Origin of the sequence: Achromobacter sp. (genome assembly GCF_050285565.1) — a bacterium.
Lineage (GTDB): Bacteria > Pseudomonadota > Gammaproteobacteria > Burkholderiales > Burkholderiaceae_B > Achromobacter.
Genome location: NZ_JBLZXG010000010.1, coordinates 67,655 through 86,008, shown reverse-complemented (window position 1 = coordinate 86,008; position 18,354 = coordinate 67,655). Strand labels below are relative to the sequence as shown.

Genomic DNA, 18,354 nt, shown 5'->3' with positions numbered 1-18,354 from the left:
CGCGCCGCGGCCGCCGCGGGGGTATAGTCTCGTCCATCCGGATGTCGCCGCCCTAGCGGCGGGCACCGGCCCGCTTCGGGAGAGAGACGATCGCAATGAACATCAGGGGGATCGCCGGCGTGGCTGCGATCGCCGTGACCGGCCTGTTGGCCCACGGCCTGTACCAGTTGGTGCCGCAGGGCCAGCCGTTGACGCGCAGCGAGGTCATCGGCGAGCTCGTCGGGCCGCCGCTGGCCGGGTATTCGCGCACGCGCCTGTACCGCTATGGCGAGCACCAGTACCTGACCGGCCAATTGATCTCGGGCGAGCGCGACCTGGCCGGGCTGGGGCGCGCGCCGGTGCTGGACGCGCTGGTGCCGGAGGTGGCGCGGGGCCACGCCAGCCCGCGCGCGGCGGCCATCCCGGCGGCGTCGGCGCTGGCCGCCGGCCCCGCCGACCTGGCACAAGACCTGCTGCGTGCCGGGGCGGCGTCGCGCGAGGTGCGCAACCTGATCTATGGCGGCCGCGACAACGGCCGCTACGCGCTGCTGGGTTCCATTGGCGGCGACGCCGGCGTGAGCCTCATCGGCACGCCGGGCCAGACGCTGTACCTGGTCACCGGCACCTTGCGCCGCGCGGGCGAGGACGGCCCGCCGGCCGCATGGGACGTGCTGCGCTCGGACGACCACGGCGCCAGCTGGCGCTACGACCCCGAGGTGACGCTGGGCCCGCCGCAGCGCCACACCATGTTCCTGAGCGACGCGCGTGCCGTGGCGCTGGAGGACGGCGCGGATGGCGAGCGCCTGCTGGTGAGCGAAGACGGCGCGCGCCACTGGGCGGGCCTGTGGTTGCGCGAGCAGGTCTGGCCCGATGCCGGCAGCGACGACAAGGCTCTGCACGGCCCGGCGGACGGCGCGGGCGGGCAACCGGCCTATGGCTGGTCGTTGTATCCGGTGGCGGCCGACCGCGCGGTCGGCTGGAGCTGGCGCGAGCGCGTCGCCTCCGGCGGTGGCGCGCGGCGCAGCGAGACCCGGCGTTTCGAGGTGCGCTTCCAGAACGGCGCCTCGCCGGCATTGCGCATTACCCATGACGTGGCCCCGGTGCCGGCCCAGGATCCGCTGTCGCGGCCGGTGTTGGGCCAGACCGAGTACGCCACGCACGGCAACCGCATCTTTCGCCTGGAGCCGGAGCAGGGCAACTGGCACGAATTGGCCGCCACGCCCGAGGTGCGGGGCCGGCCCAGCTGGATCGGGCAGGCCTGGTTCGGCCGCAACGGCTGGGTGGTGCAGACCTACGCCGATCACCTGTTCGCGTTTGGCGATTACACCCGCACGTACTTCTACACCCGCGACCAGGGCCGCAGTTGGCGGCCGTTCCAATTGTCGCCCGACCAGGAGCGCGGCCTGCTGGGGCTGGATGCGGCGGGCGAGGGGGTGCTGGTGCATGCCGACCGCGACGGCCGCACGCTCATCGTGCGCTACGCGCTGGAGTGAGGCGCGCGCGCGAGCCTTAATCGGCCAGCACGTAGTCCGGATAGCGCTTGCAGATCTCGGCCACCTGACTGAGCGTGCCCGACAGGTGCGCGCGCAGCGCCTGCTGCGCGCGCGGCGCGTCGCCGGCGGCGATGGCGTCCAGCACCCGCTGGTGGTCGTCCATGATGCGCTCGGCCTTGCCGGCTTCCGGCAGGTGCAGGCGGCGCAGGCGGTCGACGTGGCCGCTGTAGCGCTGCTCCATGTCCCATAGCGCGCTGACGCCGGCGGCCATGTGCATGTCGCGGTGGAAGGCCTGGTCGGCATCCATGAATTGCTGGTACTGGCCGGCGGCGTGGCTGGCGCGCTGGCGGTCGATGCTGGCCTGCAGCCGCTGGATCAGCAGGGGATCGGGTTTCTGCGCCAGCAGGTGGACGATTTCCAGTTCGATCGAACGGCGCAGGAAATGCGCCTGGCGCGCCGCGGCGATATCGATGCGGCTGACCACGGTGGTGTGCTGCGGATAGATCTCCACCAGCGCTTCCTCGGCCAGCTTCATGAGCGCATCGCGGATCGGCGTCTGGCTCAGGCCGTAGGTCTCGGCCAGGGTCACGCGCGACAGCGGCGCGCCCGGCGCCAGTTCGAGCGAGATGATCTGTTCGCGCAGATGTTCGAAGACCTGCGGCGCGGCGTGCCGCGAGCGATCCAGTCTGAGCTTGTGGCTAGGCATCGGGGCGAAATTCGATAGGGGCGGGCGTGAAGGGCGGTCTTGGAACCGGAGTGTAGCGGGTTTTCACCTAGCTGACGCACTAATGTATTAGTGTTTAAATGGCCCGGTCAATGATTTCTTCCATTTCATTTCCCACACCCGTGGATCCGCACCCGCCTATGAAACGCACCTACGAAAGCCTGCGCAGCGCCGCCTGGATGGCCAAGGACGACCTGCGCTCGTTCGGCCACCGCTCGCGCATGATGCAGATGGGCTACGGCCCGGACGATTGGGCCGGCCGCCCGATCATCGCCATCATCAACACCTGGTCCGATCTGAACCCCTGTCACAGCCACTTCAAGCAGCGCGTCGAGGACGTCAAGCGCGGCGTGTTCCAGGCCGGCGGCTTTCCGGTGGAATTGCCGGCCATCTCGGTGTCGGAATCGTTCGTCAAGCCCACCACCATGCTGTACCGGAACATGCTGGCGATGGAGGCCGAGGAACTGCTGCGCAGCCACCCGGTGGACGGCGCGGTGCTGCTGGGCGGTTGCGACAAGACCACGCCGGGCCTCTTGATGGGCGCCATCAGCGCCGGGCTGCCGTGTGTCTACGTGCCCGCTGGCCCGATGCTGCGCGGCAACTGGAAGGGCAAGATCCTCGGTTCCGGCTCCGACGCCTGGAAGCTGTGGGACGAGCGCCGCGCCGGCAAGATCACGCAGGAACAATGGACCGAGGTCGAAGGCGGCATCGCCCGCAGCTACGGCACCTGCATGACCATGGGCACGGCCAGCACCATGACCGCCATCGCCGAGGCCATCGGCATGACGCTGCCGGGCGCCTCGTCGATCCCGGCGGCCGACGTCAACCACATGCGCATGTCGGCCGAGTGCGGCCGCCGCGTGGTCGAAATGGTCTGGGACGACCTGACGCCGCAGCGCATCCTGAGCCCGGCCTCGTTCCACAACGCCATCAACGTGGCCATGGCCATGGGCTGCTCCACCAACGCCATCATCCACCTGGTGGCCATGTCGCGCCGCGCCGGCCACCCGGTGGGCCTGGACGACTTCGATGCCGCCAGCCGCAAGGTGCCGGTCATCGCCAACATCCGCCCCAGCGGCGACAAATACCTGATGGAAGACTTCTATTACGCTGGCGGCCTGCCGGCGCTGATGTCGCGGCTGCACGGCCACCTGGACCTGTCGGCCATGACCGTCACCGGCAAGACGCTGGGCGAGAACATCGCCGGCGCCGAGGTCTACAACGACGACGTCATTCGCAAGGTGGAAACCGCCATCTACGACGAGGGCGCGCTGGCGGTGCTGCGCGGCAACATCGCGCCCGACGGCTGCGTCATCAAGCCCAGCGCCTGCGCGCCGCAATACCTGCGGCACACCGGCCCGGCGCTGGTGTTCGACGACTATCCCAGCATGAAGGCCGCGGTCGACGACGAGAACCTGGACGTCACCGCCGACCACATCATGATCCTGCGCAACGCCGGCCCGCAGGGCGGCCCCGGCATGCCGGAGTGGGGCATGCTGCCGATCCCCACCAAGCTGGTCAAGCAGGGCGTGCGCGACATGCTGCGCCTGTCCGACGCCCGCATGAGCGGCACCAGCTACGGCGCCTGCATCCTGCACGCCGCGCCCGAGGCCTACATCGGCGGCCCGCTGGCGCTGGTCAAGACCGGCGACCTGATCACCGTCGACGTGCCGGCCCGCACCATCCACCTGAACGTCAGTGACGAGGAACTGGCCGCGCGCCGCGCCGCCTGGACGCCGCCGCCCAAGCGCTACGAGCGCGGCTACGGCTGGATGTACTCGCAACACATCCTGCAGGCCAACGACGGTTGCGACTTCGACTTCCTCGAAACCAGCTTCGGCGCGCCCGTGCCGGAACCGGAAATCTACTGACCGCGACGCTTGCGCTTTCACGACCTACGACCCCTGGAGTTTTCCGTGTCCGACATGAATCCCGATACCCGCGCCAAGCTGGCCGGTGTCAGCACCGCCACCCTGTGCACCGCGCTGTTCAAGCGCGGCCTGCGCAACCAGTTCATCCAGGACGTGCGTCCGCTGAACGCCACGCTGCCCAATATGGTCGGCCCGGCCTTCACGCTGCGCTACATCCCGGCGCGCGAGGACCTGAACACCATCAAAGTGTTCGAGGACCGCGCCCACCCGCAACGCGCCGCGGTCGAGACCTGCCCGCCGGGCGCGGTGCTGGTGATGGACAGCCGCAAGGATCCGCGCGCGGCTTCGGCCGGCTCGATCCTGGTGACCCGCCTGATGAAGCGCGGCGTGGCCGGTGTGGTCACCGACGGCGGTTTCCGCGACTCGCCCGAGATCGCCGAGCTCGGCTATCCCGCGTATCACAACCGGCCGTCGGCGCCGACCAACCTGACGCTGCACCAGGCGCTGGACATCAACGCGCCCATCGGCTGCGGCGACGTGGCCGTGTTCCCGGGCGACATCGTGGTGGGCGACCGCGAGGGCGTGGTGGTGATCCCGGCGCACCTGGCCGACGAGATCGCCGCCGAAGCGGTGGAGATGACCGCGTTCGAGGACTTCGTCACCAGCCAGGTGCAGGCCGGCGCCTCGATCCTGGGCCTGTATCCGCCCACCGATGCGGGCACCAAGGACAAGTTCGCCGCGTGGCGCAAGGAACAGGGCCGTTGAGCCTTGGCGCCGGCCATCCGGCCGGCGACCCATGCCTGTAAAACACAGAGGGCAGGAGACAAACATGAACAAGCAACGTCGCGGCGCGCTGGCCGCGCTGCTGGCTGGACCGCTACTGGGCGCGTGGGCGCTGCCGGCCACGGCCGCCGACTGGCCGGCGCAAAAGCCGATTTCGTATGTGGTGCCGTTCACCGTGGGCGGCTCCACCGACGTGGTCGGCCGCGTGCTGGCGCAGAAGCTGGGCGACCGGCTGCACCAGAACGTCATCGTCGAGAACAAGCCCGGCGCGGCCGGCGGCATCGGCGCCACCTATGTGGCCAAGGCCGCGCCCGACGGCTACACGCTGTTCGGCGGCACCATCAGCACCCACGCCATCAACGCCAGCCTCTACAAGAACCTGAAGTACGACCCGGTCAAGGACTTCGAGCCGGTTTCGCTGATCGCCTATCTGCCCAATGTGCTGCTGGTCGATCCGAACCTGGGCGTGAACTCGGTGGCCGACCTGATCGCGCTGCTCAAGAAGGATCCGTCCAAGCGCACCTTCGCCTCGTCGGGCGCCGGCACCTCCACCCATCTGGCCGGGGAACTGTTTTCCAGCATGATCGGCGTGCCGCTGACGCACGTGCCCTACAAGGGTACGCCGCCCGCCATGGTCGACGTGTCCTCGGGCGCGGTGACCTTCATGTTCGACCAGATGACCGCCGCCTTGCCGCTGCTGCAGACCGGCAAGCTCAAGCTGCTGGCCGTGACCACCAAGGACCGCATCGCGCTGGCGCCGGACGTGCCGACCATGCAGGAGGCCGGCGTGCCCGGGTTCCAGATGGCCTCGTGGCAGGCGGTATACGCGCCCAAGGGCACCCCCAAGCCCATCCTCGACAAGCTCGCCGCCGAGATCGCCGTGATCCTGAAAGAGCCCGATGTGCAGGAAAAGCTTGGCAAGACCATGGGCATGGAACTGGTCGGCAGCACGCCCGACGAACTGCGCGCCCTGATGGCCACCGAGATCCCGCGCTGGGCCGAGGTGGTGAAGAAGTCGGGGGCGACGGTGGAGTGATGGCTGCCACGGGGCGCGAGCCCTGGGCGCCATCAAGCAAGACCTGATTCCCACCCCGGCCTGGCGCCGGGGTTTTTGTTTTGCGCGCTTTCGATTCGCGCGTCAGGGTTTCAGGTTCAGCTTCGGCACCAGCGCATTGAAGGCCTGTTCCTGGCGCGCCACGTCGGCCGCGAATTGCGGCTGGTCGGCATATGACGGCGTCAGGTTCTGCTTGCGCATCAGCGCCTGGAATTCCGCCGATTGGGCCACCTGGCGCGCGGCGGCGCGCCATTTGTCGATGGCGTCGGCCGGCGCGGCCTTTGGCAGGCCGATACCGCGCCAGACGCTGAATTGCAGGTCGGCGCCGCGCTCCTTCATGGTTGGCACGTCCGGCAGGTTGTCCAGCCGCTTCGGCGCCATCACCGCCAGCGTGCGCAGCTTGCCGGTGTCCACGTGCTGTTGCAGCTCGGCGTAGGCCACGGTGGTGGCCTGCACGTCGCCGGACAACAGACCCATGATGGCCGGCGCCGAGCCCTGGTAGGGCACGTGCACGAACTTCACGCCGGTCTGCTCGCCCAGCGCCGCGGCCGCCATGTGCGGCACGGTGCCGATGCCGGCGTTGGATACCGCGACCCGCTCCGGATTCTTCCTGGCGTAGTCCAGGAACTCCTCCACCGTCTTCCACGGCGCGTCGGCGCGCACCGTGACCGACGAGGGATCGTCGGTGAAGCGGGCGATGGGCTGGAAGTCCTTGACCGTGGTCTTGCCGATGCCCATCAGCGGCACCACCAGCATTTCCGGCGTCATCAACACCAGCTTGTAGCCGTCGGGTTGGGCGTTGGCGACATACGACCAGCCGATCGAGCCGCTGGCGCCGGGCTTGTTGATCACTACGGTCGGTTGCGCCAGCAGCGGCGGACGCACCGCCTCGGCGATGGCGCGGGCGGTGTTGTCGCTGCCGCCGCCGGGCTGGTAGGCGACCACCAGCTCCATCGAGCGGCTGGGGTAGTCGGCCGCCATCGCGGCGGGGGCGGCGGCAACGGCCGCCAGGAAGGAGAGGGCGCTGAAGGCCAGCGCGGGCAAGCGGGTGCGGGTCATGGTGGCTCCGGTATCAGTAGCCCAGGGCTGAGAGGTCCGCCAATGTCTGGCGGGTGATGGCAAGGGTGCGTTCGCGTTCGGCGCCGGCCAGGTCCAGGCGCGGCGGCTTGACGGTTTCGGCGCTGCCGGTGATCAGGTGCTCGGCCAGTTTGATGTGCTGCACCAGCTTGACCACGGTATCCAGGTGGAACAGCGGCGTCAGCGCCGCGTACAGTTGGCGGGCGCGCTTGAAGTCGCCCTCGACCGCCAGCCGCAGCAGGTCCACCGACGCTTTCGGCACCGCGTTGGCCATGCCCGAGACCCAGGCGGTAACGCCCAGCGCCGCGCTTTCCAGCACCAGGTCGTCGACGCCGCAGACCACCGCCAGCCGGTCGCCGAAGCGCGTGATCAGGTCGGTGACGCGGGTGGTGTCGTAGGATTCCTCCTTGATGGCGACGATGGTCGGCTCCACCAGCAACTGCGCCACCAGATCCGGCGTCAGGTCGACGCCGTAGCCGCGCGGGTTGTTGTACAGCAGGATCGGCAGGGGGCTGGCCTGCGCCACGCTGCGATAGAACGCCAGCGTTTCGCGCTCGTCGGACTTGTACGTCAGCCCGGGAAACACCATCAGGCCATCGACGCCGATATCGGCCGCCTGCCGCGCGAACGCCGCCGCGCGCGCGGTGCCGGTTTCGGCCACGCCGGACACCACCGGCACGCGGCCGCGCACGGTGTCGACCGCGGCGCGCAGCACCTCGAGTTTTTCCTCGGGGGCGAGTTGGGCGTTTTCGCCCACCATGCCCATCATCACCACGCCGCCGACGCCGTTGGCGATCAGGCGCTCCAGGCCTTGACGGATGGCGTCCAGGTCGAGCGAGAAATCGGGTTTCAGCTTGGTGGTGACCGCGGGAAATACGCCTTGCCATTGAATGCTCATACTGCCGCTCCTGTAGCGTGATCCGTCCGGTGGGTACCGTCGGGGAATTAATTGGATATTGGATCCAAAATAAATAGGCCAGAAAAAAGAGGCACGGGGCCTCGCAGCGCCACCCGGTTCGGGTGGCGATATCAACTGGATCATGGATCCAATATACTCACATTAAACGGGCTGCGGATACCGGCTGTCTCTCGGGGTTTTCCTGGGCGTGGCGCCGGGTTCCGCCCGCCCGCCGCCCCCCGGCGCCCGCCGGGGCGCACTGTCCACCGGATGTGACGTGTCCCAGAATTCCGCTCCCGCCACCGCTGCCCAATCCCATCATGCTGCCGGTTCCGCCGGCCGCCTGGTGCGCAAGACCGCCGTCGACCTGGTGGTTGACGCGCTGCGCGACCGCATCCTGTCCGGCGCGCTGGCGCCCGGCTCGGCCTTGCGCCAGGAACTGCTGGCCGAGGAGCTGGGCGTGAGCCGCCTGCCGGTGCGCGAGGCCATCCGCCAGCTCAGCGCCGAAGGCCTGGTCGACATGATCGCGCACCGCGGCGCGTACGTTTCGATGCTGTCGCGCGCCGAAGTGCAGGAGTTCTTCGACATCCGCCTGCGGCTGGAGCCGTGGCTGCTGCGGCTGGCGGTGTCGCGGCACGGCCCCGAGGACCTGGACGAGGCGGCGCGCATTGTCGCGCGGATGGACAGCGCCGAACCGCGGCAGTGGGGCCGGCTCAACTGGCAATTGCATGAGTTGCTGTACCGCGCCGCGCAGCGGCCGGCGGCGCTGGCGATGGTGCGGGCCCTGCATGAAAAATCCGAGCGCTATTTCCGCTTCCAGATCGTCAACGCGCCGATCCGCCAGCAGGCCCACGACGAGCACAGCGCCTTGATCGCGTTTTGCCGCCAGGGGCGCGCCAGCGAGGCCGAGGCGGCGCTGGAACATCACATCGCCGAGGCCGCCGGGCAGATCCTGGCCATCGTCGATCACCTGCTGGAGACGACGGCCGCGCCGGCCTGAGCGACGCTCGCCTGCCCGCACAAACGCCGGCCCGGAATGACTTCCGGCCGGCGTTCGGGGCGTTCTGGGCGCGCGGCGCGCCCGCTGTGAGTCCGCGCGAGACTCAGTTGATCTTGATGTTGCGTTCCTTGACCAGCACCTTCCACTGCGCGGTTTCCTTGGCCAGGTGGTCGCGCAGTTCGTCGGGCGTGCCGCCGATCGGTTCGGCGCCGATCGAGTCCAGCGTCGCCTTGACCTTGGGTTCGTTCAAGGCCTGGCGCATGGCGGCGTTGAGCTTGGCCACCACCTCGGGCGGGGTGCCGGCCGGCGCGAAGGCCGCGAACCAGGGCATCAGTTCGTAGCCGGGCAGGCCGCTTTCGGCCACGGTCGGCACATTGGGCAGCGCGGCCGAACGCTTGGCGGTGGTCACCGCCAGCGCGCGCAGCTTGCCGGCCTCGATGTGCGGCTTGGCCGAGGTGATGCTGTCGAACATGTAGTCCACCTGGCCGCCCAGCAGGTCGGCGATGGCCGGGCCGCTGCCCTTGTAGGGCACGTGCAGCATATCGATCTTGGCCATCGACGCGAACAGTTCGCCCGCCAGGTGGATCGAGGTGCCCACCCCGGCCGAGGCGTAGGTGTAGTGGTTGGGTTGGGCCTTGGCCTTGGCGATCACATCGTCCACGCTCTTGACGTCGTTGCGGGCCGGGTTGGTGACCAGCACGTTCGGCACCACCGCCAGCAGCGAAATCGGCGCGAAGTCCTTGATCGGGTCGTAGTTCAGGTCGGCGTACAGCGCCGGGTTGACCGCCATGCCGTTGGCCACGATCAGGATGGTGTAGCCGTCCGGCTTGGATCGCGCCACGCTGGCCGCGCCGATGTTGCCGCCGGCGCCAGCGCGGTTCTCGACGATGAACGAGGTATTGAGTTGCTTGCCCATCGACTCGCCCAGGGTGCGGGCGATGCTGTCCATGGCGCCGCCCGGCGGGAACGGCACGATCCACTTGACCGGCCGGTCGGGGTAGCCGTCGGCCAGGGCGGCGCCGGCGGCGCCGAGCAGGGCCAGGCCCATGCAGGCCCGGGCGAGGTGTTTGAAGGCGTGGCGCAAAGGCATGTGTGAGTCTCCGTGTGCTTGAATTATTTATCCGCGCGCCGATGCGTGGCCGGCGCGCGGGAACAACCGTGGGGCAGGGCGCGTCAGCGGTCCCTGCGATAGAAAGCCAGTTTGTCTTCGTCCAGTTCCAGGCCCAGGCCCGGACCCGTGGGGATCTCCATCTCGAAATCGCGGTAGCGCGGCGGGTGGGCGACGATGTCGTCCTTGAGCAGCAGCGGGCCGAACAGCTCGGTGCCCCACGACAGCCGCGGCAGGCAGGCAAAGCCGTGCGCCGAGGCGATCGAGCCGACCGAACCTTCCAGCATGGTGCCGCCGTACAGCGAGATGCCGGCGGCGTCGCCGACCGCGGCGGTGCGCAGCATTTCATGGATGCCGCCCGACTTGGCGATCTTCAGCGCCAGCACGTCGGCCGCGCCCAGGCGCGCGATGGCCAGCGCGTCCTCGGGGCCGTTGACGGCCTCGTCGGCCATGATCGGCACCACGAAGCGCGCCGCCAGCCGCGCCATGCCGGCCAGGTTGGCGCGCGCGATGGGCTGTTCGATCAGGTCGACGCCGGCCGCTTCCAGGCGCGCGATGGCGCCGGCCGCGTCGGCCTCGTTCCAGGCCTGGTTCACGTCCACCGTGACGCGGGCGCGCTCGCCCAGCGCCTGCTTGATGCGCGAGACGTGGGCCACGTCGTCGGCCACCGCGCGGCGGCCGACCTTGAGCTTGAAGGTGTTGTGGCGGCGGCTGGCCAGCAGCGATTCGGCTTCCTCGATGTCGCGTCCGGTGTCGCCGCTGGCCAGGGTCCACAGCACCGGCAGGCTGGCGCGCACGGCGCCGCCCAGCAGGGTCGAGACCGACACGCCCAGGCGCTTGCCCTGGGCATCGAGCAGCGCGCTTTCGAGCGCCGATTTGGCGAAGCGGTTGCCGCGCGCCACGCTTTCCAGGCGCCGCATGGCGGCGTGGATGTTGGCCGCGTCCAGCCCGGCCAGCGCCGGCGCCAGGTAGGTGTCGATGGCCAGCTTGATGCCTTCCGGGCTTTCCTCGCCGTACGACAGGCCGCCGATGGTGGTGGCTTCGCCGGTGCCCTCGATGCCGTCGCTGCAGCGCAGGCGCACGATCACCAGCGTCTGGCGCTGCATCACGGCCATGGCCAACTGGTGGGCGCGGATGGTCGGCAGATCCACCAGGATCGCCTCGACCGAGTTTATCGTTACCGGATTCATACTTTCCAAAGCAGGTTCTTGACGTGAAGCGCAGTATCGCTTGCGTCGTGGCGCCAAGTCCAAGACTATATGGGTCTGGATTGATACCTTTAAGGTTTGAATAATTCATGGAATTCAGGCACCTGCGCTACTTCCAGGCGGTGGCCCGCGAGGGCAGCTTCACCCGCGCCGCCGAAACGCTGCACATGGCCCAGCCGCCGCTCAGCCGCCAGATCCGCCAGATGGAAGAGGAACTGGGCGTGGCGCTGTTCGAACGCACCACCCGCGCCCTGCGGCTGACCGAGGCCGGGCGCTTTCTGCTGGAACAGTCGCGCCTGCTCACCGCGCGGCTGGACGAGGTGCTGGAAGGCACGCGCCGGCTGGGCCAGGCGCGGCGCCGCTGGTTCGGCATCGGGTTTGTGCCGTCGACGCTGTATGGCTTCGTGCCCGAGCTGATCCGGCAATTGCGCGGCGCCGACGCGCAGGTCGAGGTCGGGCTGGCCGAGATGACCACCTTGCCGCAACTGGAGGCGCTCAAGGCCGGCCGCATCGACCTGGGCATCGGCCGTATCCTGCTGGACGATCCGGCCATCGAGCGGCGCATTCTGATGACCGAGCCGCTGATGGCCGCCGTGCCGCTGCACCATCCGCTGGCCGGCTGTGACAGCGTTTCGGTCGAGAGGTTGGCGCAGGAGCCGTTCGTGCTGTATCCGGCCCGGCCGCGGCCCAATTTCGCCGACCATGTGCTGGGCCTGTTCCGCGCCGCCGGCCATGCGCCGCAGGTGGCGCAGGAGGCCAACGAATTGCAGACCGCCATCGGCCTGGTGGCGGCCGGCCTGGGGGTGACGGTGGTGCCGGCCTCGGTGCAGCGCCTGCAGCGGCGCGACGTGGCCCACGTGCGCATCGACGCCGAGGCCTTCGTGTCAGCGGTGATCGCCAGCTACCGCAAGGACGACGCCTCGCCGTTCCTGGCGCAGGCGCTGGCGCTGGCGGCGCGGCTGGCGAAGGGCTGACAGAGCGTTCGATCAGCTCGCGGGCGTCCTGGCGCGCCAGGTGCCACGGGATGTCCAGGCGCCCGGTGTCGTAGTTCAGGGCGCCATATTTCACCGCGTTGGTGGCCAGTCCGGGGATGGCCAGCGCCAGCGTCTGCGGCTCAGGCCGCGATGGACAGGCCGTGCGCCCCGCCGGGGCAGTCCGGCAGCACGATGTCGCTATGGCCCGGGCGCACCCAACGTACCCGTTCGCGCGTGGCGTCGATGCAGCCGCCCTCGGCGTAGACCCCCTGCGGATCGCGGATCCGCATCATGCGCGCCAGGACGGCGGCGGTGGCCTCGGGATCGGCCAGGGTCTGCTGCACGCGTGCCTTGACGGCGGCTTCGTCGATATAGGGCTTGCCGGCCGCGTCGCTGCGCAGGCCGTGGCGCCAGTGGTGGATCTCGACGCATTTGGCGGTCAGCGTGTAGGGCGCGCCGCGCTCCCAGAAATTGTTGAACAGGCCGCCGCCGAGGTAGAACACCCAGGAGCCCTCGTAGCCTTCCACGTCCGACGACGCGGCATCGGGATTGCGGAACCAGAGGCGGTCGCCCGGCACGTAAAAGCGCTGCGGCAGAGGCGCGTCCAGCGTGCCGTATTCCCGCAGGAAGGTGTCGTGGAAGCTGCCGGACATGACCGCGCGCGTTTCCCACTGGCGTTGCAGCCGGCGGCCCAGGTCGGGGTTGGCCGTCTGCAGTTCCTGCGCGATGGCGAGCACGGTGACGTATTCGGTGGCGCGGTAGCACGAGAATGAATACAGCTGGCCCGAGGCCTCGGGCTGGGTGGCCTTGCGCAAGCCGTCGATCAGCGAGCGTCCGGGCAGCACGGTGAAACCGCGCGCCTCGTCGTAGCGCCAGTAGTCCGCCGGCCGTTCGGCATGTTCGGTGTCGAAGGCCAATGCCGTCCTGCTGGCGGCGCGCACGATGTAGCGGCGGATGCGCACGGCCGATTCCAGTTCCGCGACCGAGGGAAAGGTGAAGGCGACCGGGCTGGCCAGCATGGTCAGCAGGATCTCGCGGTCGAGGTCGGCGTCGTCGGCGTCGGTGCGCAGGCTCAGCGCGCGCGCCACGCCGGTGGTGTCGTGGCCGGGCAGGTAGCGGGTGGCGAAGCCGGGGGTGAGCGTGGCGTGCACGCCGGGGACGGCGCCCGCCCGCGCCTGGCACCGGGCGGCGGCGCGCAGACCCAGGCCGGACAGGAAGCGTTGCGTCGTCGCCAGCGCGCCGGCGGCGTGGATGACGATTCCGCCCGGGTCTGGAAGGTGCTGCTGCGGGGAAGACGGCATGGAATACGAAGCGGAAAGCGACGGACAGGATAGGGATCAGTGCAAGCGGGCAGTCTGAGCGATTGTAGGGGCCATGCCTTAATACGAGCTGTATTCGGGCGCGCTTTCCGCGCCATCTGCACTGGGATGCCGGCTGCGGCCATGCGACGGTGTGGCCGGCCAGGCCGGCCGGAACCCGGCGGGACGGCCGGCCATCACGTCATAGATGCGGATCGCGCAGGATCGCCCTGATCTTGACGCAGGCGTAACCGGCGCAGCCCAGCGCGATCAGCACCACGATCCAGGCATAGGCCTTCTTGCGCTGCTTGTACGACCAATAGTTATCGTAGCTGACCGCGGGGTCGGCCAGCACGGTGCCATCCTCGCGCCGTACCCCATGGATCTTGATGGGCACGAACACGCTGAACATCTGGCCTTCGTACAAGTTCTTCAGGTCGCCCGGCTCGCGGTCGATCAGCAGTTCCAGCCGTTGGGGCAGGGCGATATCGAGGCCGGCGACAGCACCGGCCTTCTCGAACGCCACGCCGGGATAGTCGTTCGAGCGATAGCAGCCGGGGCTATAGGTACTGTTCTGCCGCCGGCTTGAGGTCCGCGTGTAGGGACATTCGCCCGTCTTGTCCACGCGCACGGTGATGGCGTGCAGCGTGGCGGGATCTGGCGGCAGGAATGCCCGGTCCGCGGCGTCGAACAGTCCGCGGGAAAACAGCAGCAGCATGCCGGCGATGAACAGCGCGCTCAGCGGGCGCTTGAAGCGCGCCTTGATCTCGTTCCATTCGCTCATGGTTCCTCGATTCGTGGTTTGGCGTTGGCGGAGAATGCTAGCGAATTTATGCCGGCGCGGGCCCGATCACGCCGGCCGCGCTGCGGCCACCGGCGCATGCGTGGCCATCAGTTCCGCCACCCAATCGATGAACACCCGCAGCTTGGCGCTGACATGGCGGTTGGGCGGGAAGGCGATGTACAGTGGCATGGCGTCGAGCTGCCAGTCCTCGAACAGCGCCACCAGCTCGCCGCGCGCGGCGTGTTCGCGCGCCATGTAGTCCGGCAGCCACAGCACGCCCAGGCCAGCCAGGCCCGCGGCCAGGTAGGCGTTGCCGTCGTCCACGGCGACGATATAGCGTCCGTGCACATGGACGCTCTCTTCGCCGCGGCGCATGGCGTAGGGCAGCGGCTTGCCGCTGCGCGACCAGAGAAAGCCGACGATGCGGTGATGGCTGTTTTCCAGGTCGCGCGGATGGACGGGCGCGCCGGCGCCTTGCAGGTAGCCGGGCGCGGCGTAGACCCGCAAGCGCAGGTCGCCGACACGCCGCGCCACCAATGATTGGTCGGTCAGTTCGCCACCCCGCACCACGCAGTCGACATTCTCGCCGATCACGTCGACGATGCGGTCGCTCACGCCCATGTCGAGCTGGATGTCGGGGTAGCGCGCGTGGAAGGTGGGCAGGGCGGGCACCAGGAGCATGCGCGCCAGCGGGCTCGGCACGTCGACCCGCAGCCGCCCGCGCGGCACGGCAGCGGCGCCGGACAGGCTGGTCTCGGCGTCATCCATGTCGGCCAGCAGGCGCAGCACGCGTTCGTAATAGACGGCACCGTCGGCGGTGACGTTGACCTTGCGGGTGGTGCGGTTGAGCAGCCGCACGCGCAGGCGCGCCTCCAACTGCTGCACCAACTGGGTGACGCTGGTCTTGCTCATGTGCAGGGTGTCGGCCGCCTTGGTGAAGCTGCCGGTTTCCACCACGCGGGCAAAGGCCAGCATCGCGTCGAAACGATCCATCGCGTCCCTCCAGGATTCATGGGATTGTTTGCATTTTACAAACAGTGATGGACAGGCCTGCCTGTTTATCGCCGGCCCGCGTGTCCGTAAAGTGCCTGCACGATCAATCCGGGCCACGGCCCGCAGCCGGAGCAAGAGCATGACAACACGTGATGTGGTTTTCCCCGCCGGGCGCCAGGCGCTGTACGAGCGCAACCGGTATTCGCCGGCGATCCGTTCCAACGGATTCCTGTTCGTCTCGGGTCAGGTGGGCAGCCGTGAGGACGGCTCGCCCGAGCCGGGGCTGGAGGCCCAGGTGCGCCAAGCGTTCGACAACCTGAACGCGATCCTGAAGGCCGCTGGCGCCAGCTTCGAGGACGTGGTCGACGTGACCATATTCATGGTCGACCCGGCCTCGAAGTTCGAGGCCATCTGGAAGGTGGTGCCGCAATACTGGGGGCAGGCGCCGCACCCGACGCTGACGGCGGTGGGCGTGACCTGGCTGTATGGCTTTGACTTCGAGATCAAGGTGATCGCGAAACTGCCGCAAGACGCCTGATGGCGGCCAGAACGGCGCGGCTGCCGGCTCAGCGGCGCAGGCGCGCCACGGCCTGGGCCAGGTCTTCCTGCTTGCGGATCAGCGCGGCTTCGATCTGGTCGCGCGGCGTGCGGGTGTCCTCCAGCGGCGCCTTCAGGTCGGCGGCGCGCAGCAGGGTCATCAGGTCTTGCGTGCGCGTCTGGGTCGTGGGCGTGATGCTGCTCTGGTCGACCAGCTTGCCCTTGATGAACTTGCTCACCCGGGTCGACATCGTGCTCGATTCGGTGAACGAGGCCTTGGCCAGTTCGCCGTCTGCGTAGGCGATGTCGGTCTGGTTGTGGCTGTTGTCGCGGATCTGGTGGAAGGCGTAGTTCTGCGTCTCGGGATCGGTGGTCAGGTTCAACTGCTGGCCGGGCGTGAGGGCGCGGTGGTAGCTGGCCGCCAGCGACGACTGCTGTTGCTGCGAGATCGCCAGGTCCAGGCGCGGGCTGCCGCTGGCGCGGGTGTTCTGCGAGGTCTCGTACGAGAAGCTGTCGAGCTCGCGCGGCTGCAGCGGATTGGAGGCGATCGGCGTCTGGTTGATCGAGGCCGAGAAATCGGCCAGGCCGGACAGCAGCGTGCGATGCACGTCGGCGGGCAGGCCCAGGCGCGTGGTGGTCTTGCCTTGCGGCGCCCAGTCGCCGTAGCTCTTGTGCAGGTCGGCAAAGCCCGACTTGAACAGAGCCATCAGGTTGGCATCGCCTTCGCCGCGCTTTTGCGCGCTGTCGAAGCGGGACAGGTAGTTGGCGATGGCGGCTGATTGTTGCTGGGCGCTGCCGAATTGGGCGGGATTGCTGGCATCGACGCTGATCTGCGCGGAACCGGCGACCGTCTTGACGGTCAGCGAACGCTGGCCGGCATCGGCCTGGAAATTGAAGCTGACGCGGTCGGGGCCTTCGGCGCCCACCGAGGCTTGCAGCGACACCGCCGCCAGCACGCCGCTGTCGAACTTGGCCAGCGCGCCCAGCGCCAGCTTGGGCGGCACCGCGGCCAAGCCGTCGACGGCCTCCTGGAACGACTTGGACAGGCCGGCGATGGCATTGCGTTCGGCTTCGGAGAGCTTGGCGTCGCCCACGTCGATCTGCACGCCCAGGCCCTTTTCATTGCTTTCCAGCGTGACGGTGACCTGGGCGCCGCTGGCGGTGGTGATGCGCAGCGAGATCGCGTTGTCGGCCCGCGCCGGGCCCTGCGGCGCGGCAATGCCATCGACGGCGGCGGCGCGGGCCGAGGGGATCGACAGCGAATAGTTGCCGCCATCGGCCTGCAAGCGGCCCAGCAGCGCCGCCGCCAGGCCCTTGAACTGCCCGGTCAGCGACGCCGCGCGGACGTTGTCGGACATCAGCGACGACAGCGCGTCGGGTTCCTGCGCCTGGCCAGCCGCGTTGGCCGCGACCGTGCCGGGGGAGTAGGTCAGCATCGTGGCCGCCTGGCCCAGGGTCACCGAGGTGGAGGCGGGCAGATCTGGGGCGCGGTTGACCGTGGCAACGCGGGACACGCCCGTCGCGGGCGCCTGCGGGGCAATGACGAGCAGCGGGGCGGAGGCGGAAATCGTTGTCATGTCTGGGGTCTTCCTGGCGGGCGACGGCTGCCCATGAGACGTGCCGGGGAGTATCAGATTGACTAACGGCAGGCGCGGCCGGAAATTAATCGGCCGTTGCATTAATGGACGTTTTTTTAGGGCGCAATGCCCATTTTGTCGACATTATGAATTGTGGCCATTGCCGTGCGGCAATTGCAGGCCCGGGAATATCCGGCGCGCACCGGATTGATATTCCGCGCGCGCCGCCGCGCCTGGCGGCGAGGTTATTTCACGACATAGTTCTTTGCCTCGTTTTCGCCGGCCCATTTACGCAGCGCGGCAATGAATTCGGGGCAGACGTTGCCGTCGACCGTGGAATCGACGATGACACTGTCCTTCATGCGCATCAGCACCTTGCATTCATAAATGCGGGTGCGGCCCTGGTAATAGCCGCTGGAGCTTTGCTGGAACACGGGTGTCGGCGCGCTGTTGCGGCCGCCCGGTATCATGCCGACCACCTGCTGGCTGGTGCCGGTGGTCACCCATTCCTGATACGGGGCGGCCTGGTAATCCGACCACTCCAGTTCCATGGTGTTGCCGACGGCGCGCTTGCGCGACGGCTCGCCCAGCGCGGCGATGGCGTCATCGATCGAGCGGCCCTGCATGTTGCGGGCGACGTTGACGCTGGGCGAAAACGACAGGCCTTCCGAGAAAACCCGGCTCAGCGACGGCAGCGAAGAACTGCCGCCGGTGGGCATCGGCGCGCAGCCAGCCAGGCCGGCGGCGGCGAGCAGGCCGGCGGCCAGGCGCAGCGGCGGACGGCGAAGGGAGGGAAACGGGGGAAACGTCATGGCGTGCGGTCGGGCTCCGTGGCGGTGGGGCGCGGCGCCGGGAGGGGCGGCTGCGCCAGGCGTTTTGTTTCTCTTCGTGACAGCCCCGGCGGCTTGCGTCTGCGGCCCGGGGCGGATCACAGACTGACAGCGGGCTTACGAAATGTCCGCCATTTTTACCGAAAAAAGGGGGCGGTTTCTCGCG

17 protein-coding genes are annotated in these 18,354 nt (G+C 68.7%); 7 read left to right on the top strand and 10 right to left on the bottom strand.

Going from position 1 to position 18,354, the window contains the following annotated elements:
• Nucleotides 1-95: 95 nt before the first annotated feature.
• Nucleotides 96-1,472, top strand: coding sequence for a hypothetical protein (locus ACN6O8_RS20840; RefSeq protein WP_427992894.1), 1,377 nt, complete (start codon nucleotides 96-98; stop codon nucleotides 1,470-1,472).
• A 16-nt stretch (nucleotides 1,473-1,488) separates the two neighbouring features.
• Here ACN6O8_RS20840 and ACN6O8_RS20835 read toward each other — a convergent pair whose 3' ends face one another.
• Nucleotides 1,489-2,178, bottom strand: coding sequence for a GntR family transcriptional regulator (locus ACN6O8_RS20835; RefSeq protein ID WP_427992893.1), 690 nt, complete (start codon nucleotides 2,176-2,178; stop codon nucleotides 1,489-1,491).
• Between the two features lie 158 nt (nucleotides 2,179-2,336).
• Here ACN6O8_RS20835 and araD point away from each other — a divergent pair, with 158 nt between their 5' ends.
• The 3 genes from araD (at nucleotide 2,337) to ACN6O8_RS20820 (ending at nucleotide 5,886) form a co-directional block, all read left to right on the top strand.
• Complete coding sequence (gene araD, locus ACN6O8_RS20830; RefSeq protein ID WP_427992892.1) at nucleotides 2,337-4,067, top strand: L-arabinonate dehydratase; 1,731 nt, start codon at nucleotides 2,337-2,339, stop codon at nucleotides 4,065-4,067.
• Between the two features lie 54 nt (nucleotides 4,068-4,121).
• Nucleotides 4,122-4,832 carry a ribonuclease activity regulator RraA gene (locus ACN6O8_RS20825; protein ID WP_427993062.1) on the top strand — a complete coding sequence of 237 codons (711 nt, stop codon included), beginning with the start codon at nucleotides 4,122-4,124 and terminating at the stop codon, nucleotides 4,830-4,832.
• Nucleotides 4,833-4,896: 64 nt separating this feature from the next.
• A complete protein-coding gene (locus ACN6O8_RS20820) occupies nucleotides 4,897-5,886 on the top strand; it encodes a Bug family tripartite tricarboxylate transporter substrate binding protein (RefSeq protein WP_427992891.1) in 990 nt (329 codons plus the stop codon).
• Between the two features lie 102 nt (nucleotides 5,887-5,988).
• On the opposite strand, the gene ACN6O8_RS20815 is transcribed toward ACN6O8_RS20820, so the two are convergent.
• Together ACN6O8_RS20815 and ACN6O8_RS20810 are read right to left on the bottom strand one after the other, a co-directional pair.
• On the bottom strand, nucleotides 5,989-6,963 hold the full coding sequence (locus ACN6O8_RS20815; RefSeq protein WP_427992890.1) for a tripartite tricarboxylate transporter substrate binding protein: 975 nt from the start codon (nucleotides 6,961-6,963) through the stop codon (nucleotides 5,989-5,991).
• 13 nt (nucleotides 6,964-6,976) lie between these two features.
• Nucleotides 6,977-7,879 (bottom strand): dihydrodipicolinate synthase family protein, encoded by a 903-nt coding sequence (locus ACN6O8_RS20810; RefSeq protein ID WP_427992889.1) that lies wholly within the window; start codon nucleotides 7,877-7,879, stop codon nucleotides 6,977-6,979.
• A 277-nt stretch (nucleotides 7,880-8,156) separates the two neighbouring features.
• Here ACN6O8_RS20810 and ACN6O8_RS20805 point away from each other — a divergent pair, with 277 nt between their 5' ends.
• The gene (locus ACN6O8_RS20805) at nucleotides 8,157-8,879 is read left to right on the top strand and encodes a GntR family transcriptional regulator (RefSeq protein ID WP_427992888.1); all 723 of its coding nucleotides are present in this window, start codon (nucleotides 8,157-8,159) and stop codon (nucleotides 8,877-8,879) included.
• Nucleotides 8,880-8,982: 103 nt separating this feature from the next.
• Here the strand turns inward: ACN6O8_RS20805 and ACN6O8_RS20800 are convergent, their stop codons facing one another.
• Both ACN6O8_RS20800 and ACN6O8_RS20795 read right to left on the bottom strand, forming a co-directional pair.
• A complete protein-coding gene (locus ACN6O8_RS20800; RefSeq protein ID WP_427992887.1) occupies nucleotides 8,983-9,969 on the bottom strand; it encodes a tripartite tricarboxylate transporter substrate binding protein in 987 nt (328 codons plus the stop codon).
• 83 nt (nucleotides 9,970-10,052) lie between these two features.
• Nucleotides 10,053-11,177 carry a muconate/chloromuconate family cycloisomerase gene (locus ACN6O8_RS20795; RefSeq protein ID WP_427992886.1) on the bottom strand — a complete coding sequence of 375 codons (1,125 nt, stop codon included), beginning with the start codon at nucleotides 11,175-11,177 and terminating at the stop codon, nucleotides 10,053-10,055.
• A 107-nt stretch (nucleotides 11,178-11,284) separates the two neighbouring features.
• Between ACN6O8_RS20795 and ACN6O8_RS20790 the strand changes: the two genes are divergently transcribed.
• Nucleotides 11,285-12,169 (top strand): LysR family transcriptional regulator, encoded by an 885-nt coding sequence (locus ACN6O8_RS20790; protein WP_427992885.1) that lies wholly within the window; start codon nucleotides 11,285-11,287, stop codon nucleotides 12,167-12,169.
• A gap of 140 nt (nucleotides 12,170-12,309) precedes the next feature.
• Here ACN6O8_RS20790 and ACN6O8_RS20785 read toward each other — a convergent pair whose 3' ends face one another.
• The 3 genes from ACN6O8_RS20785 to ACN6O8_RS20775 all read right to left on the bottom strand — a co-directional run bounded on the left by ACN6O8_RS20785 (nucleotide 12,310) and on the right by ACN6O8_RS20775 (nucleotide 15,244).
• A complete protein-coding gene (locus ACN6O8_RS20785; protein ID WP_427992884.1) occupies nucleotides 12,310-13,470 on the bottom strand; it encodes a hypothetical protein in 1,161 nt (386 codons plus the stop codon).
• Between the two features lie 199 nt (nucleotides 13,471-13,669).
• Nucleotides 13,670-14,251 (bottom strand): hypothetical protein, encoded by a 582-nt coding sequence (locus tag ACN6O8_RS20780; protein WP_427992883.1) that lies wholly within the window; start codon nucleotides 14,249-14,251, stop codon nucleotides 13,670-13,672.
• A gap of 66 nt (nucleotides 14,252-14,317) precedes the next feature.
• The gene (locus tag ACN6O8_RS20775) at nucleotides 14,318-15,244 is read right to left on the bottom strand and encodes a LysR substrate-binding domain-containing protein (protein ID WP_427992882.1); all 927 of its coding nucleotides are present in this window, start codon (nucleotides 15,242-15,244) and stop codon (nucleotides 14,318-14,320) included.
• Nucleotides 15,245-15,383: 139 nt separating this feature from the next.
• On the opposite strand from ACN6O8_RS20775, the gene ACN6O8_RS20770 reads away from it, so the two are divergent.
• The gene (locus tag ACN6O8_RS20770; RefSeq protein ID WP_427992881.1) at nucleotides 15,384-15,782 is read left to right on the top strand and encodes a RidA family protein; all 399 of its coding nucleotides are present in this window, start codon (nucleotides 15,384-15,386) and stop codon (nucleotides 15,780-15,782) included.
• 28 nt (nucleotides 15,783-15,810) lie between these two features.
• On the opposite strand, the gene ACN6O8_RS20765 is transcribed toward ACN6O8_RS20770, so the two are convergent.
• Together ACN6O8_RS20765 and ACN6O8_RS20760 are read right to left on the bottom strand one after the other, a co-directional pair.
• The gene (locus tag ACN6O8_RS20765) at nucleotides 15,811-17,358 is read right to left on the bottom strand and encodes a hypothetical protein (protein ID WP_427992880.1); all 1,548 of its coding nucleotides are present in this window, start codon (nucleotides 17,356-17,358) and stop codon (nucleotides 15,811-15,813) included.
• Nucleotides 17,359-17,603: 245 nt separating this feature from the next.
• Entirely contained in the window at nucleotides 17,604-18,170 is a 567-nt protein-coding gene (locus tag ACN6O8_RS20760) for a hypothetical protein (RefSeq protein WP_427992879.1), read from the bottom strand.
• Nucleotides 18,171-18,354 lie beyond the last annotated feature (184 nt).